The organism is uncultured Tenacibaculum sp. (assembly GCF_947499065.1).
Taxonomy (GTDB): Bacteria; Bacteroidota; Bacteroidia; order Flavobacteriales; family Flavobacteriaceae; genus Polaribacter.
Genome location: NZ_CANMMT010000004.1, coordinates 112111 through 127934, shown reverse-complemented (window position 1 = coordinate 127934; position 15824 = coordinate 112111). Strand labels below are relative to the sequence as shown.

Genomic DNA, 15824 nt, shown 5'->3' with positions numbered 1-15824 from the left:
TTTAATCTAATACCGATATTGTACCTGCTTTAATTAGAACATCATCTCTAATTATTTTGTAATAAAAAACGCGCTGATTCCCCAAACTTTCAGTTGGCCAATTATTTTGGTAATCGGTTGTATTTAAAATTTCTTTCCCGTTTGAATTATACAACTGTATGGTTACAGTTGGTTGAAATGCATATCTATTAGATATTTGCCAAGTATCATTTACTCCGTCTTGATTTGGCGTTACAATATTTGGCACTATAATTTGGTCGTCTTGTTCTACGACTTCTATTGTTTTAACAACGCTACAACTTCCTACACTTACTACTACTGTATAAAAACCAAGTGCATTTACATCTAATGTTTCGTTTGTTGACAATACAGTTCCCGTATCATCTTGTCCTTCATGCCACACATAACTTTCTCCTCCAGATGCTGTTACCGTTACCGTTTGTCCTTGATTTAATACTACTTTTACAGATGGTGTTACTTCTATTGCCGACTCATCAAACAATACTACATTAATAGGGGCTATAGATCTTTCACACCCAAAACCTGTCATTTTAAGTACATACTCACCTATTTCGGTTACAGCAAAATCTACTACATTAGTAGCCACCGCTGTTGTCCCTCCATCTTTAAACCACTCATAGGTAAAGCCAGGCAATAAGCCTCCTCCTATTTTATAAGTTATTGTACCTCCTGGGCATAAAGAATTAGAATTAGGCATAGAAGTTATAGTTGGTAATGGCGCAGCCAATTTCACACTCGTTTTTGCTGACTTACCATTTTGAGTTCCTAGTATACATGACTTTACCTCTAATTCATATTCTCCATTATCTAAATATGAATTAATATCAAGTTCTTTTCCTGTACCTCCAGTTGTTATAGGGTTTCCGTCTTTATGCCATTGATATCTTATTAACACAGGAGATGTCTCATTAAGCTGATCATCTGTTAAATCATATTCATTTGCATTTTCTTCAACTGACGCTTTAACTCCTATAATAACTAATTTAGCTGTAGTAGATTCACATTCAGTATAATTCGTATCCTGAGTTCTAATATCAACTATAAATTTTTTTAAAGTAAAAACAGAATATGTTTCTGATTTAACTGTTGCTGGACATGAAGAAGATGAAGTTGGATCTGTAACAATTGCATAATATTCTCCTGGTGAAGTAATATTAAACTCAAATAAATTTTGACCTGTGAGGGCTATATCGTTTCTATACCATTGTACTGTTGCTCCAGATGGTGCACCAGTAACTTCTGCCTTCTTGGTTTCACAAGGCAACATTACACTTTCTCCTGAATTTACTGTAGTAATACTAAAGCTTGCAGATGATTTTTGCTTCAATTCAACTTCATTGGAAGTTGTTGTACAATCTCCAGTATCTATATCTAACCTATATTTACCAAACTGACCTTCTGCAGGTATTATGTAAGTATTAGAGTTTGAAGATTGTTTTTCTACTCCATTATAATACCATTTATATGTATAAGAAGAATTATTTATTGAGGCTTTAAGCTCATAATCTTTAGTACTACATATTTCTTCTATAGCACTTACATTAGCTATTTGTGCATCAGCATTACTAATTCCAGTAACAAGAATCCTTACCGACTCTGCATTTTTACATATTCCATAATCTACAACAACGTAATAAAGCCCAGGCGCTGTAATTGTATACTTTGGATCCTGTGTGGTTGCTACCAATATATCTACAGCTCCATTTTCTCTATACCATTGATATTGACCAACTGCTGTGGTACTTAAAAAAACTTCTAAATCCTGACCTGGACACAATGTAGGTTTATTATTACCACTAGCATCTTGTATACTTAATCCTCCATCTACAAACATATTATAATAAGCTTCAAAAGAACTAGATTCTACACTCGTTACAACAGGAGATGTCGTACGAATACGTATTTTATAGTTCTTTCCAAAAGTACCAGGAGGTAATGTAAAACCTACATTATCTATTTTAAACTTATTATTTGGAATAGGAGTATTCACTTCGGTAAGTTTCACAGCTGGTGATCCAAAATTACCATCTGCATCAGATAATTCTACAATAAATTTGTTATCATCATTAAATAAACTACCTGAATAACTTATGTCTATTAGAAAATTTTTATCCCCAACAGGAGCATCATCACAAGCACTTGCTCCAAAATGTAGTGTAGGTGGAAGCAGGGTTTGTGCAACCGTAGTGTAGTGAATACAAAAGAGAAATACACCTAAAAGTATTTGTATGCTTCTAGTTATTTTGTTCATTTAAAGGGATCCTAAGGGACGATAAAAATACACTTTTTTTTAAATAAAGGTATTAACACGCTATAATATTATTAGGAAATATATAAAAAGTAAGTCACTTTAACAATTTATAAAACAAAAATCGCACTATAACCCACTAAAAAACAAGGTATTTCCCCTTTATTATTTTTAATAAAATTAACATTAAAAAAACAACAAAAATCTACCGTATATTTGTGGTCCATTTTTAAGTATTCATGACAGAAAAAATCACCATTGCCATAGACGGTTTTTCATCAACCGGAAAAAGTACCATTGCTAAGCAATTAGCTAAAGAATTAGGATATATTTATGTAGATACAGGCGCTATGTACAGAGCTGTTACATTATATGCTATGCAACAAAATTATATCTCTGATACGCATTTTAACCCAGAAGATTTAATTGTTAACCTAGACAAAATTTCACTTTCTTTTTCTTTTAATAAAGATTTAGGTTTTGCTGAAATGATATTAAACAGCACTAATGTTGAAAAAGACATTAGAACTATTGAAGTTTCTAGACTAGTAAGTAAAATTGCTACAATTTCTGAGGTTCGTAAGAAATTAGTGAGCGAGCAACAAGAAATGGGTAAAAACAAAGGTATTGTAATGGATGGTAGAGACATTGGTACTGTTGTTTTCCCTGATGCTGAATTGAAATTATTTATGACTGCTTCTGCTGACAAACGTGCAACGAGACGTTATAAAGAATTATTAGATCGTGGTGATGATGTAAATTATGAAGAAATTTTACACAATGTTCAAGAACGTGATAGAATTGATTCAACACGAGAAGACTCTCCTTTAGTAATGGCAGATGACGCTGTAGAATTTGATAATTCTGATATGGGACTCAAAGAACAGTTTGAACGCATTATGAGTTTAGTAAATAGAAACTTACAGTAACTCATCACTATATAAAATAAAAAGCCAGCTCTAAGGAGCTGGCTTTTTAGTATTTCAAAAATATTTTTAATTTTCTTCAAATTTTGAATTCTCAGAGTAGGTACGCCACTTTGCTAAACATGCTTCTATATCAGCTGGAACTTCAGAATTAAATTGCATAAACTCTCCTGTTTTAGGATGCGTAAATCCTAATGTTTTGGCATGTAATGCTTGTCTAGACAATACTTTAAAACAATTATCTACAAACTGTTTGTATTTTGTAAATGTTGTTCCTTTTAATATTGCATCACCTCCATAACGCTCATCATTAAAAAGTGTATGTCCAATATGTTTAAAGTGTGCTCTAATTTGATGCGTTCTACCTGTTTCTAATTTACACTGCACTAACGTAACATAGGTTAAACGTTCTAAAACTTTAAAATGTGTTACCGCGTGTTTTCCATGTTCTCCATCAGGAAAAACATCCATTTGCAAACGATTTTTAAAACTACGTCCAATGTTTCCTTCTATAGTACCTTTATCTTCTTCAATATGCCCCCAAACTAATGCATAATACAAACGCTCTGTAGTTCTATCAAAAAATTGCTTTGATAAATGCGCCATGGCAAACTCAGTCTTCGCAACTACTAATAATCCACTCGTATCTTTATCAATACGATGTACTAAACCTGGACGTTCATTAGAATTTGTTGGTAAATTTTCTACATGGTGTATTAATCCATTTACTAAAGTTCCTGAATAATTTCCATGACCTGGATGCACCACCATTCCTGCTGGTTTGTTTACAACAATAACTTCATCATCTTCATAAACAATATCAATAGGAATATCTTCAGCTACTAATAAATTTTCTGCTGGTGGGTATGATAAAACGATACGAACTACATCTTTTGGCTTTACCTTATAATTAGGTTTTACCACTACATCGTTTACCAAAACATTTCCTGCTTTAGCTGCTTGTTGAATTTTATTTCGAGTAGCATTTTCAATAAAATTCATTAAAAACTTATCTACTCTTAAAGGCTCCTGTCCGTCTGTTGCTACAAATCTATGGTGCTCGTATAAATCGTCACTTTCCATTCCTGGAGTTGTATCTTCCTGCATAAATCAATAATAAAAATTAGTTACCGTTACCGTCTCCTAAAATAAGTTCAATGGTAGATTTCTTTGGTAATTTTGTTCCTGGTTCAATTTTACTTCCTTTATATATTAAACCTCTTACTACATTCTTTCCTATGTCTCTTACCCACGTAATATCTTTCCCTACATTAAACCCTATAGAACGTAAATGTGTTGATGCTTGCCTCTGAGTTCTTCCATTTAAATCTGGAATTTCAACATCTCTATATTTTGATGGATTTAACGTCAAATATATTTTACGTTTTTCTTTTACAAAATCGCCAGTTTCAGGATTTTGCTCTATAACCGATTTTTTTGGATACTCTGGATTATAACTAGCACTGTCTATTACTATAAACTCCAAATTTAGTTCATCTAATTTTTTCTCAACAGCATCCAAAGACATTTTATGCAAGTTTGGTACTTGTATTTTCTGATTATGATTTGTTGTTACTCCCAACCACCATTGTAACACAAAAACAAATACTAAAATAGAAACCACAGCTATTCCTATTTGTATAAAGAAACTTTTGCTCTTTATAAACTGAAACAAATTTTTAAAATTTTCTGAAAATTTACTCATATCGATTTTTTGTAAAGTGGCACAAATTTACAGTAAAAATATTACTATTTTTAATTCATTAACTCTTAAACGAGTTTTTTTGGTAAGTTTGTATAATTATGCTGTAATCTATTTTACAAATAAGCAATCAAAAAATAATTCAAATACAAAAAAGTGAAAAAAAATATAGCTGTAATTATGGGAGGTTATTCCTCTGAAGTAGAAATTTCTATAAAAAGTGGAAACGTAGTTTACAAGCATCTTAACAAGGAAAAATACAATCCTTATAAAGTTCATATTTTAAAAGACAAATGGGTTTTAGTTGATGATAACGATATTGAATACCCTATTAATAAACACGATTTTTCAGCTGTAATAAACAATGAAAAAATTTCATTCGATTGTGTTTTCAATGCTATTCATGGAACTCCGGGTGAAAACGGAATTATTTTGGCTTATTTTGATTTAATTGGATTAAAGCACACCTCTGCTCCTTTTTACCAAATGGCTTTAACTTTTAACAAAAGAGACACTTTGAGTGTTGTTAAAGAATACGGAATTCCAACAGCTACATCAGTATATCTGAATCAAGGAGATGAGATAAACACAACGCAAATTATTGAGAAAATTGGTTTACCCTGTTTTGTAAAGCCTAACAATGCTGGTTCTAGTTTTGGTATTTCAAAAGTACATACTGAAGAAGAATTAATTCCTGCTTTAGACAAGGCATATGAAGAAGATTCTGAAATATTAATAGAAAGCTTCCTTGACGGAACTGAAGTTTCTGTTGGTGTTATTGAATATAAAGGAGAAGTTACAGTATTACCTATTACTGAAATAGTTTCTGAAAATGACTTTTTTGATTACGAAGCTAAATATGAAGGGAAATCGCAAGAAATTACACCTGCCCGTTTAACTAAAGAACAAGAAAAAAGAGTTTCAGAAGTTGCCAAACGTGTATACCAAATTTTAAATATGAGTGGTTTTTCTCGTTCTGAATATATATTTGTGAATAACGAACCTCATTTCTTAGAAATGAATACTGTACCAGGTATAACTGAAGCTAGTATTTTACCACAGCAAGCAAATTGTGCGGGTATTTCGTTAACTGAATTATGTGGAAACGCTATTGAAATGGCACTAAAAAATTAACACAATGAAAAAAGCAATATTTCCAGGGTCTTTCGACCCTATTACCTTAGGCCATTTAGATATTATTGAACGTGGTGTTACTTTATTTGACGAATTAGTAATTGCTATTGGTATTAATTCCGACAAAAAATATATGTTTTCTTTAGAAGAACGCAAACGTTTTATTGAAGAAACATTTAAGCACGAACCTAAAATAAAAGTAGTTACTTACAGCGGTTTAACTGTAAATTTCTGTAAAGAACAGAACGCTCAATTTATTCTTAGAGGTTTGAGAAATCCTGCCGACTTTGAATTTGAAAAAGCTATTGCGCATACCAACCGAAAACTTTCAGAAATTGAAACTGTATTCTTATTAACATCTTCTGGAAAAAGTTATATCTCGTCTTCAATAGTTCGCGATGTTATTAGAAATAATGGAGATTATACCGGTTTAGTTCCAGATGCTGTAAGAATTTAATAAAATGAAAAAATTATACTTTATATTCCTGCTTAGCTTTCTTGCTTGCAAACAAAATTCTACAAAAGCAGCAAAAGATTTTACAACACTTTTCGAAAAATCAAACGGAACAGAAACTCCTGAATATAAAGAGGTAATTTCTTTTTATAAAGATTTAGCCAATACATATAATGAGATATCATTATTTGAAATTGGTGAAACTGATTCTGGTAACCCTTTACATTTGGCTATTTTTAATGCTAATGGAAAAACTGACTTAACAAAAATTAAAAATTCTTCAAAAAATAGAATTTTAATTAATAATGGAATTCATCCAGGAGAATCTGATGGTATTGATGCTTCCATGCTACTTTTACGTGATATTGTTCAAAACGATTCGTTAAAAAAAGCTTATGCAAACTCATTAATATGTGTTATTCCTGTTTATAATATTGGAGGCGCTTTAAATAGAAATTCTCATACAAGAGCAAATCAAAACGGTCCTAAAGAATACGGTTTTAGAGGTAATGCTCGTAATTATGACTTAAATCGTGATTTCATAAAACAAGATACCAAAAATGCGGCTGCTTTTGCTGAAATTTTCCATATCGTTAGCCCAGACATTTTTATTGACAATCATGTAAGTAATGGAGCTGACTACCAATATGCTATCACACACTTATTCACACAACATAATAAGTTAGGTGGTAAGTTAGGACACTTTTTAGAAAATGAAATGCGTCCATATGTAGAAAAGTCTTTAGCTCAAAAAGAAGTTGCTATTACACCTTATGTAAATGTTTGGGGAAGTACTCCAGATAAAGGATGGTCACAGTTTTTTGATTCTCCAAGATATTCTACAGGTTACACTACCCTATTCAATACACTTGGATTAATGGTAGAAACTCATATGCTTAAGCCATATAAAATTAGAGTAAATCAAACTTATGACTTGTTATTTTCTAGCCTAGATTTTTCAGAAAAATATTCTTCAGAAATTAAAGATTTACGAAATAAAGCTTTTGAAGAAGTAATATCCCTAAAAACATATCCAATTTCATTTAAGGTTGATAATACAAATCCTAGTGAGTTTAACTTTATGGGATACGAAGGAACTTATATTGATAGCGAAGTTACTAACGGTAAGCGTTTATTTTACGACAGAACTAAACCTTACACTAAAAACATTCCTTATTACAATAATTTCCTTGCTACTAAAGAAGTTAAAATACCAGAAGCCTATATTTTACAACAAGGTTGGCATAAAATAATAGATAGATTAACAACTAATAAAATTGAGTTTACTCGTTTTAAAAACGATACAACTTTAATCGCAGAAATACAGCATATAACTGACTTCAAATCTAGAAAACAGCCATACGAAGGACATTACTTACATTACAACACACAAACTAAAAAGACTTTAAAGCCAGTAATGTTTAAAAAAGGTGATTTATATATTCCTACAAAACAAAAAGGTATTCGTTATTTAATTGAAACTTTAGAAGCCGAAGCAACTGATTCTTTCTTTAATTGGAATTTTTTCGATACTATTTTACAGCAAAAAGAAGGCTTTTCTTCCTATGTTTTTGAGGATATTGCTGCTGAATATTTGAAAAACAACCCAGATTTTAAACAGAAGTTTGAGGAAAAACTAAGTACAGATAAAGAGTTTGCTAAAAGCGCTTATGCCCAATTACTATACATATACAAGGCGACTCCTCATTATGAAAAATCGCATATGATGCTTCCTGTTTTTAAAAAATATTAAACTAATGTTAATTTTTTTATAGAATTCTTAGTTTCATTTTCATATTTTTGGAAAATTAGAATATACTAATGAATAACGAACCTTTAAAATCAGTTTGTGAACAGAAAAATTTCGAGAAAATTTTCAATCAACATTCACAATCTTTACGAAACTACATTTATTACAAATGTGGAGATACTCAGCAAGCAGAAGATATCGTTCAAGAGGCCTATATAAAACTCTGGGATAATTGCGCAAAAGTTATATTTGAAAAAGCTAAATCTTTTTTATACACTGTTGCCAACAATAAGTTTTTAAATGAAGTTGCTCATAAAAAAGTAGTTCTAGAGCACCAAAAGAAAAATATTGTTCCAGATAGAACCAATGAGACTCCTGAATTTCTTATAGAAGAAGAAGAATTTTATATAAAACTAAAAAGAGTAATTGCTAACTTACCAGAAAAACAACGGGAAGTTTTTTTACTAAGCAGAATTGATAAAAAAAAGTACACTGAAATAGCGGAGATAGTAGGAATTTCTGTAAAAGCAGTAGAAAAAAGAATGAGTAAAGCTTTACTAACATTAAAGGAACAAATTGGTAAAGTTTAAAAAACTATATTTATAGTAGGGTAAATAATATTTTAAATGTTCTAATACAAATAGCAAGAATACACAGGAAATGGAACAAGAATATAAAGATGAAACTTTTTTAGCTCGTTGGATAGCCAATGAACTGACTCCAGAAGAGCTAAAACAATTTCAAAGCTCTGAGGATTACCATCATTTTAAAGCTATAAATGATGCTTCACAGCAACTAAAAGCACCAGCTTATGATAAAACTGCTGCTTTAAATAATCTAATAGGGGAAACATTAGAGAAAAAGAAAGAAACTACTACCAAAATAAGGAGGTTAACTCCAGCATGGTTATATGGTGCTGTAGCCTCTATAGCTTTGATAGTTAGCTTTTTTTATTTTAATGCAAACAATACCAATAGTATTTCTACAAGTTTCGGGGAGCAAATTACTATTTCGTTACCTGACAACTCTAAAGTTCACCTTTCTCCAAATTCTAAATTAGAATATGTTGAAAAAGATTGGAATACTAATAGAAGTTTGTCATTAGAAGGAGAAGCTTATTTTGAAGTTGAAAAAGGTAAAACTTTTACAGTTAATACAACAGAGGGGAATGTTACTGTTTTAGGAACTAAGTTTACTGTTAACTCTTCAAAAAACTTTTTTGAAACTCAGTGCTTTGAAGGAAAAGTTAGGGTTACTCCAAAAAATAATAATGAGGTTATTTTAACTAAAGGTAAGGCTCATAGAATATTTAATGATGGTAGTGAAAGTTGGAATTTTGACCAAAAATCTCCATCGTGGATACATGGTGAAAGTAGCTTCACTAACGCACCTATTAGTCAAGTAATTACAGCTTTAGAAAAACAATACAAAATTAAGTTTGACACGACTAGCATTGACGTAAATAAGCGATTTACAGGTACATTTACTCACAAAAATATTAATGTTGCTTTGAAAACAGTTTTTGCTCCAATGAAAATTTCTTTTACATTAGCAAAAAATAGTCCGATTGTATTGAGATATAATTAATGAAGCAAAAAATAAGTATACTTTTGATGTGCTTGACAATGTCTATTTTTTCTCAAGAAAAAATAGACATTGCTTTTTTAAATGCGCCTATATTAGATGTTTTAAAACATACAGAATCTAATTATAAGGTGAAGTTTTCTTATGACTCAAATATAATTAAAGAAGTATACTTTACTTTTAACAAAAAAAAATGCCATTTAGAGGAATTACTTACCGAAATAGAAACTCAAGTATCATTACAATTTAATAAAGTTGATGACCGATACTATTACATATCCGTTTTTAAAGAATCTAAGTTTAATAATTATAATTTATTAAAAGAAGTTCAAATAAGCAATTATGTAACTCTTGGTATTAATAAAAATAAAAATGGTTCTATTTCTATTTTACCTCAACAGTTAGGCGTGCTACCAGGTTTAACAGAGCCTGATGTTTTAGAAAGCTTAAAGATTATTCCTGGAGTTCAAAGTCCAAATGAAACTGCATCTGGTATTTATATCAGAGGAGGAACTCCCGATCAAAATTTAATTTATTGGGACGGTATTAAAATGTACTACTCAGGACATTTTTTTGGTACGCTCTCTGCCTTCAATCCATATACAACTAAAAAAATAACTTTATCAAAAAGCGGAACACAAGCCCGTTATGGAAATAGAATTTCTGGTGTTATAGATATTAAAACTCAAGAAAACATCCCTTCAAAAGTTACTGGTGGTTTTGGGTTTAACATGACTCACTTTGATGCCTTTTTAAAAATTCCTTTATCAAAAAAAGTGGCTTTTACAACGTCTTTTAGACGTTCTTTTGCCGATTTAATTAACACCTTTACTTTTGATAAATTATCTAAACGAGTATTTCAAACATTTGATGCTAATCAAGAAAGAAGAATAATTAATAAAAGTGTACCTTTTGAAAGAGATAATCGCTTCTATTTTGCAGATTATACTGCTAAATTAGTTATTAAACCTTCAGATAACGAATCCTTATCTTTTAACTTTTTATACACAAAAAATAAACTTACAAACAACTTTAAAATACCATCTTATCAAGATGATTATCTAGATGATTTGAATATCACCAATAGAGGTTTAAGCTTTCTTTGGAATAAAAAATTATCTACCAATTTGACTCAGAATTTTAAAGCTTATTATTCTAACTTTAGATTAAACTATACAGGAAAATATAACTACATTAATAATTATTTAATACGTCACTCTATAAAAAATAACTCTGTTAGAGATTTAGGTTTTTCTTATAATATTAACTATAGTCTTAATTCAAAAACAAACTTTCTTTTCGGGTATGATTTCTTATCTAATGAGACATCTTATAAATTAAATTACAAAGCAGATATTAATTCTGACAATGTAATAAACACCTTACAAGAAGATTCTGGCACTAATAATACGCATTCATTTTTCACTGAATATTTGTACGATAATAATGATTGGAGGATTAATTCTGGAATTAGGTTAAATTATTTTGATAAAATTAATAAAACAGTAATTGAGCCTAGATTATATATTGAAAAGAAAATTAATAATGGCTTTAGCGTTAAAACTTCTTTAGAACAAAAACATCAAACACTAAGTCAGATTATTGAGTTTCAAACATCCAGTTTAGGTTTTGATTTGGAAAATCAAGTTTGGGCCCAAGTTAACGACAATAATATACCTCTTCAAAAAAGTTTTCAATTCTCACTAGGTACGGTTTACAATAGAGATGGTTGGAAAATTGATTTCGAACCATACTTAAAATATATTAGCGGTATGACTTCTCAAACTAGAGGTTATAATGATCAGACTACCGATTTTTCAAATGGAAAAGGTGAAATTTTTGGTATTGATGTACTTATTAATAAAAAAATTGGTAATTATAGAACATGGATTAATTACTCGTATACTAAAAATAAATTTAAATTTATCGACTTAGAAAACAAGTTCTTTCCTGCAAACCATGATATTACAAATTATTTTTCATGGTCTCATGCCTTTAAATTTAATAATTTTGAATTTTCTTTTGGTTGGAAACATAGAACAGGGAATCCATATACAGATGTTCGCCAATTTATAATTAACCCTAGCAGTGGAACACCTACTATAGTACTTAATACTGATAATATAAATGCTAAACGGCTACCAAAATATCATCGATTAGACACCTCTGTTACTTATTCTTTTAACTTTTCTAAACGATGGAAAGCTAAGTTAGGTTTTTCAATTTTAAACATTTACAATCGTAAAAATATTCTAAGAAGAACTTTTACAGCTATCCCTGTGGTTAACAACGATAATAATCAAGTGATTTATCAATTAGGTAAAATTGATAAACTTTCATTAGGAACCACTCCTAATTTAGTTCTTAGAATAAGTTTCTAATAAAAAACCCCGCCAAATAGCGAGGTTTATATTTTAATAATTTCTATATTTTTTAGTCTCTTCAAAAACATATTCTAGAATTTTTTTCTCTTTATCGTCAAATTCTATATTACGTCTTTTCATTACCACATCTGCTACCTCAAATACTTTATTTGTTTTATACTCTGTAAATCCAGAAGCTCCTCCCCAACTAAACGATGGCACAAAGTTTCTTGGGAACCCACTTCCAAAAATGTTTGCAGAAACTCCTATAACAGTTCCCGTATTAAACATTGTATTGATTCCACATTTAGAATGATCTCCCATCATTAAACCACAAAATTGTAATCCTGTTTTTGCAAACCTACCAGTTTCATAGTTCCATAATTTTACCTCAGCATAATTATTTTTAAGGTTTGAATTGTTAGTATCTGCTCCTAAATTACACCATTCTCCTAAAACCGAATTTCCTAAGAATCCATCATGACCTTTATTTGAATACCCCATTAAAACAGAATTATTCACCTCTCCTCCTACTTTACAATAAGGCCCTAATGTAGTAGCTCCATAAATCTTTGCTCCTAATTTTAAAACTGATTTTTCACACATAGCTAAAGCTCCTCTTACTACAACTCCTTCCATTACTTCCGCATCTTTACCAATATAAATTGGCCCTGTAGAAGCGTTTAAAACTGCATAAGTCAACTTAGCCCCCTTCTCTACAAAGATATCAGCTCTATTAATACAATTAACCGTTTCTGGGATTGGTTCTGATTGTCTTCCTTCAGTAATTAAATCGAAATCGGCACGAATTGCTGCATCGTTTAAAGAAAAAATATCCCACGTGTTTTTTATTTGTACAATATCATCTTCAAATTCTATTTGCTCATACTTGGAAAAGTCTACTTCTTCTTGTGTATCTGCTGTATAAAAAGCAATAACATCATCTCCTCTAAAAACTGCCTGATTCTCTTTTAATCCTTTTACAACCTCAACCAATGATTTGTTTGGTAAAAAAGACGCATTTAACAATACATTCTGCTCCATTTCTACCATTGGATATTTTTCTTCTAAATATTCTTCAGTAATGGTAGTAGTTGTTAAACCAAGGAACTTTTCCCACTTTTCTCTAATTGTTAAAATACCTACTCTTAAATCGGCAACTGGTTTTGTATATGTAAATGGTAATAATGCTGTACGCACATCGCCATCAAATAAAATATAATTCATTTCTGTTTCTTTTTGTAGATACACAAACTTACTACTTTCCTTTGATTTTTTAAGTCTAATTTTTTAATATTACTTTTGTCCTAACAAAACCTAATTGGTTTTTAATTTTTAAACAATGAAAAAGATTTTAGCCCTTATTATTGGTATTATTTTATTAGTTGCTGGTATATACTATGCATTTATTTATTATGTTCCTTATAGCGAAGGTGTTCGATCTGGTGAACTAATCAAGATTAGTCATAAAGGTGTATTTGTTAAAACTTGGGAAGGAGAAATTAGTCAAGGAATTTCTGGAGCTCAAATTTTTTCTTTTTCAGTAGAAGATAAAGAAACTACCGTTATTGATAATTTAAAAAAATACCAAGGTAGGTATGTAAAAGTTACTTATAAAGAACGTTTTGGAACTTTCTTTTGGTTAGGAGATACTAAATATTTTATTACTAAAGTGGAAGAAGAAGCTTCTCCACATTTTAGAGGAGTTACTAAAGAAAATGAACAATAATTATAAAAAAATAGAAGATACTTGCATTACAATTTCTGAACTAATGCTTCCTTCACATGCAAATTTTAGTGGTAAAATTCACGGTGGTTATATCTTGAACCTAATGGATCAAATTGCCTTTGCTTGTGCTTCTAAACATTCAGGAACTTATTGTGTTACTGCCTCTGTAGATACCGTTAATTTTATTAACCCTATTGAGGTTGGCGAGTTAGTTACTATGAGAGCTTCTATTAATTATGTTGGAAATACTTCTATGGTAGTAGGAATCCGTGTAGAATCTCAAAACATCCAAACAGGTAATGTAAAACACTGTAATTCTTCTTATTTTACTATGGTTGCTAAAAATGAGCAGGGAAGTAACTCTAAAGTACCTGGCATTATAATTAGTAACGATAATGAAATGCGTAGATTTTTAGAAGCTATTCATAGAAATGAAACTAGAAAAAATAGACTCGAAGAATTTGATAGTGAAAACTTCTCTGTACAAGAGCACGCAAAAGATTTAGAAAAATATAATATCAAAATTGAATTATAAAAAAACCGAAGCTTAAAGCTTCGGTTTTTGTTTTATACATAGAATTTAAAAATTCTTATTATCTAACAATGTTCCCGCTAATTGCAATAGCTGAAGCTCTGCATTTTTAGCAGTATACTTTGCTCTACTTACACTTAACTCTGCGTTAATTAAATTAATCTGAGCCTGACGGAAATCTATTGAAGTAATTTGCCCTAATTTGTATCGCTCATTAGTTCGTTCAAAATTACGTTTATTCGTTGTTACATTTTTTTCTTGGGCTTGTAACGAAAACAATGCATTTTGATATGTCTCCCAAGCATTATTCACATCTCTTTCTAATTGCTCCTCTTGCTGTTGTTTTTGAATTTCTTGTGTTTCTAAAGCTATTTTTGCATTCGCTACATTAGTTTTAGTTCTTCCTCCATCAAAAATATTCCAAGACAAACTTAAACCTGCATTTACCCCAGTTTGTGTGTTTGATATTGGACTAAACTCATTGGTAGCATCATTATTACTTTTATTCCAAGCATATGAACTTGTTAAACTTACGTTTGGCATCCATCCTGCTCTATTAATTTTCACATCCAATTGCCTTAATTCAATGTTCTTTTTTGCCTGTAAAATAGCTGCATTGCTTGTTTTAGCCTTTTGTAAAACATCTATCAAATTTAAATCAATTGCGTAGGTTACATTGGTATCTACTTTTACAGGGGTGTTTACACTTCTACCCAATACCACGTTTAAATCTCTTTTCGCGTTCGATAATTGACGTTTTAAATCTATATATGTAATACTATCATTATTAACATCAACTTCTGCATTCAGCACTTCTAACTTAGTATTCTGACCATAATCAAAATTATACTTAGCTCTTTCTAATCTCTTTTTAGAAATTTCTAATGTTTCTTTTTGAGTCTTTTCATTTTCCGTCAACCTTCCTACTTCATAATAGGCTAAAAACAATGTAGTTAACGTATTTTCCATTACTTGTCGTGCTTGTAATTCTGTTAAATTATAATTTTCTTTTAATCGTTTAAAGGTATTTTGCCTGTTAAACCCGTTGAAAATAGTATAATTCAATCCTACTGATGCATTGTATGATTTTGATTCAGCTCCTGTAACTGAATTCGTAGTTCCGTTTTGAAATTCAAGATCCGTATTGTTCTTACTATAATTTGCTCCAGCATTTCCCGTAACAGTTGGTAAATATCCGCTGTTATAAATACTTTTATTGTTTTTAGCGGTTTCTAAATTATTCTTTGTTACTCTAATATCGTAATTATTCGCTAGTGTTATTTCTACTGCCTTCTCCTTACTTAATACTTCTTGTCCGTAAAAAGAAATACTAGTGAATAAACACCCTATGATTAAATGTATTTTTTTCATTTCTGTTTTC

14 protein-coding genes are annotated in these 15824 nt (G+C 30.4%); 9 read left to right on the top strand and 5 right to left on the bottom strand.

Annotated features, from left to right (window positions below; translation table 11 throughout):
* Window position 1 precedes the first annotated feature (1 nt).
* Window positions 2-2272, bottom strand: a complete 2271-nt coding sequence (locus Q0958_RS10275) for a gliding motility-associated C-terminal domain-containing protein (RefSeq protein ID WP_299122671.1) — start codon at window positions 2270-2272, stop codon at window positions 2-4.
* Between the two features lie 236 nt (window positions 2273-2508).
* Between Q0958_RS10275 and cmk the strand changes: the two genes are divergently transcribed.
* On the top strand, window positions 2509-3198 hold the full coding sequence (gene cmk, locus Q0958_RS10270; RefSeq protein ID WP_299122669.1) for a (d)CMP kinase: 690 nt from the start codon (window positions 2509-2511) through the stop codon (window positions 3196-3198).
* 66 nt (window positions 3199-3264) lie between these two features.
* Here the strand turns inward: cmk and Q0958_RS10265 are convergent, their stop codons facing one another.
* Window positions 3265-4302, bottom strand: a complete 1038-nt coding sequence (locus Q0958_RS10265) for an RluA family pseudouridine synthase (protein WP_299122667.1) — start codon at window positions 4300-4302, stop codon at window positions 3265-3267.
* 16 nt (window positions 4303-4318) lie between these two features.
* Window positions 4319-4900, bottom strand: a complete 582-nt coding sequence (locus Q0958_RS10260) for a PASTA domain-containing protein (RefSeq protein ID WP_299122665.1) — start codon at window positions 4898-4900, stop codon at window positions 4319-4321.
* 153 nt (window positions 4901-5053) lie between these two features.
* On the opposite strand from Q0958_RS10260, the gene Q0958_RS10255 reads away from it, so the two are divergent.
* From Q0958_RS10255 to Q0958_RS10230, 6 genes are all read left to right on the top strand, one after another.
* Window positions 5054-6031, top strand: a complete 978-nt coding sequence (locus tag Q0958_RS10255; protein WP_299122663.1) for a D-alanine--D-alanine ligase — start codon at window positions 5054-5056, stop codon at window positions 6029-6031.
* A gap of 4 nt (window positions 6032-6035) precedes the next feature.
* A complete protein-coding gene (gene coaD, locus Q0958_RS10250; RefSeq protein ID WP_150901402.1) occupies window positions 6036-6488 on the top strand; it encodes a pantetheine-phosphate adenylyltransferase in 453 nt (150 codons plus the stop codon).
* Between the two features lie 4 nt (window positions 6489-6492).
* Complete coding sequence (locus Q0958_RS10245; RefSeq protein ID WP_299122659.1) at window positions 6493-8238, top strand: M14 family metallopeptidase; 1746 nt, start codon at window positions 6493-6495, stop codon at window positions 8236-8238.
* Between the two features lie 68 nt (window positions 8239-8306).
* The gene (locus Q0958_RS10240) at window positions 8307-8825 is read left to right on the top strand and encodes an RNA polymerase sigma factor (RefSeq protein WP_299122657.1); all 519 of its coding nucleotides are present in this window, start codon (window positions 8307-8309) and stop codon (window positions 8823-8825) included.
* 70 nt (window positions 8826-8895) lie between these two features.
* The gene (locus Q0958_RS10235) at window positions 8896-9822 is read left to right on the top strand and encodes a FecR family protein (RefSeq protein WP_299122655.1); all 927 of its coding nucleotides are present in this window, start codon (window positions 8896-8898) and stop codon (window positions 9820-9822) included.
* A gap of 38 nt (window positions 9823-9860) precedes the next feature.
* Complete coding sequence (locus Q0958_RS10230) at window positions 9861-12200, top strand: TonB-dependent receptor plug domain-containing protein (protein WP_299122653.1); 2340 nt, start codon at window positions 9861-9863, stop codon at window positions 12198-12200.
* Window positions 12201-12233: 33 nt separating this feature from the next.
* On the opposite strand, the gene Q0958_RS10225 is transcribed toward Q0958_RS10230, so the two are convergent.
* On the bottom strand, window positions 12234-13409 hold the full coding sequence (locus tag Q0958_RS10225; RefSeq protein ID WP_299122651.1) for a GlmU family protein: 1176 nt from the start codon (window positions 13407-13409) through the stop codon (window positions 12234-12236).
* Between the two features lie 115 nt (window positions 13410-13524).
* Between Q0958_RS10225 and Q0958_RS10220 the strand changes: the two genes are divergently transcribed.
* Entirely contained in the window at window positions 13525-13911 is a 387-nt protein-coding gene (locus Q0958_RS10220; RefSeq protein ID WP_272151529.1) for a 6-phosphogluconate dehydrogenase, read from the top strand.
* The gene (locus Q0958_RS10215; protein WP_150901409.1) at window positions 13901-14446 is read left to right on the top strand and encodes an acyl-CoA thioesterase; all 546 of its coding nucleotides are present in this window, start codon (window positions 13901-13903) and stop codon (window positions 14444-14446) included. The genes Q0958_RS10220 and Q0958_RS10215 overlap by 11 nt, the downstream gene beginning before the upstream one ends.
* 45 nt (window positions 14447-14491) lie before the next feature.
* Here Q0958_RS10215 and Q0958_RS10210 read toward each other — a convergent pair whose 3' ends face one another.
* A complete protein-coding gene (locus tag Q0958_RS10210) occupies window positions 14492-15814 on the bottom strand; it encodes a TolC family protein (RefSeq protein ID WP_299122646.1) in 1323 nt (440 codons plus the stop codon).
* Window positions 15815-15824 lie beyond the last annotated feature (10 nt).

Excerpts from the sequence above, each read along its gene's own strand:
- Q0958_RS10275 (WP_299122671.1), bottom strand. The coding sequence starts at position 2,272 with ATGAACAAAATAACTAGAAGCATACAAATACTTTTAGGTGTATTTCTC.
- cmk (WP_299122669.1), top strand. The coding sequence starts at position 2,509 with ATGACAGAAAAAATCACCATTGCCATAGACGGTTTTTCATCAACCGGA.
- Q0958_RS10265 (WP_299122667.1), bottom strand. The coding sequence starts at position 4,302 with ATGCAGGAAGATACAACTCCAGGAATGGAAAGTGACGATTTATACGAG.
- Q0958_RS10260 (WP_299122665.1), bottom strand. The coding sequence starts at position 4,900 with ATGAGTAAATTTTCAGAAAATTTTAAAAATTTGTTTCAGTTTATAAAG.
- coaD (WP_150901402.1), top strand. The coding sequence starts at position 6,036 with ATGAAAAAAGCAATATTTCCAGGGTCTTTCGACCCTATTACCTTAGGC.
- Q0958_RS10245 (WP_299122659.1), top strand. The coding sequence starts at position 6,493 with ATGAAAAAATTATACTTTATATTCCTGCTTAGCTTTCTTGCTTGCAAA.
- Q0958_RS10240 (WP_299122657.1), top strand. The coding sequence starts at position 8,307 with ATGAATAACGAACCTTTAAAATCAGTTTGTGAACAGAAAAATTTCGAG.
- Q0958_RS10235 (WP_299122655.1), top strand. The coding sequence starts at position 8,896 with ATGGAACAAGAATATAAAGATGAAACTTTTTTAGCTCGTTGGATAGCC.
- Q0958_RS10230 (WP_299122653.1), top strand. The coding sequence starts at position 9,861 with ATGTCTATTTTTTCTCAAGAAAAAATAGACATTGCTTTTTTAAATGCG.
- Q0958_RS10225 (WP_299122651.1), bottom strand. The coding sequence starts at position 13,409 with ATGAATTATATTTTATTTGATGGCGATGTGCGTACAGCATTATTACCA.
- Q0958_RS10220 (WP_272151529.1), top strand. The coding sequence starts at position 13,525 with ATGAAAAAGATTTTAGCCCTTATTATTGGTATTATTTTATTAGTTGCT.
- Q0958_RS10215 (WP_150901409.1), top strand. The coding sequence starts at position 13,901 with ATGAACAATAATTATAAAAAAATAGAAGATACTTGCATTACAATTTCT.
- Q0958_RS10210 (WP_299122646.1), bottom strand. The coding sequence starts at position 15,814 with ATGAAAAAAATACATTTAATCATAGGGTGTTTATTCACTAGTATTTCT.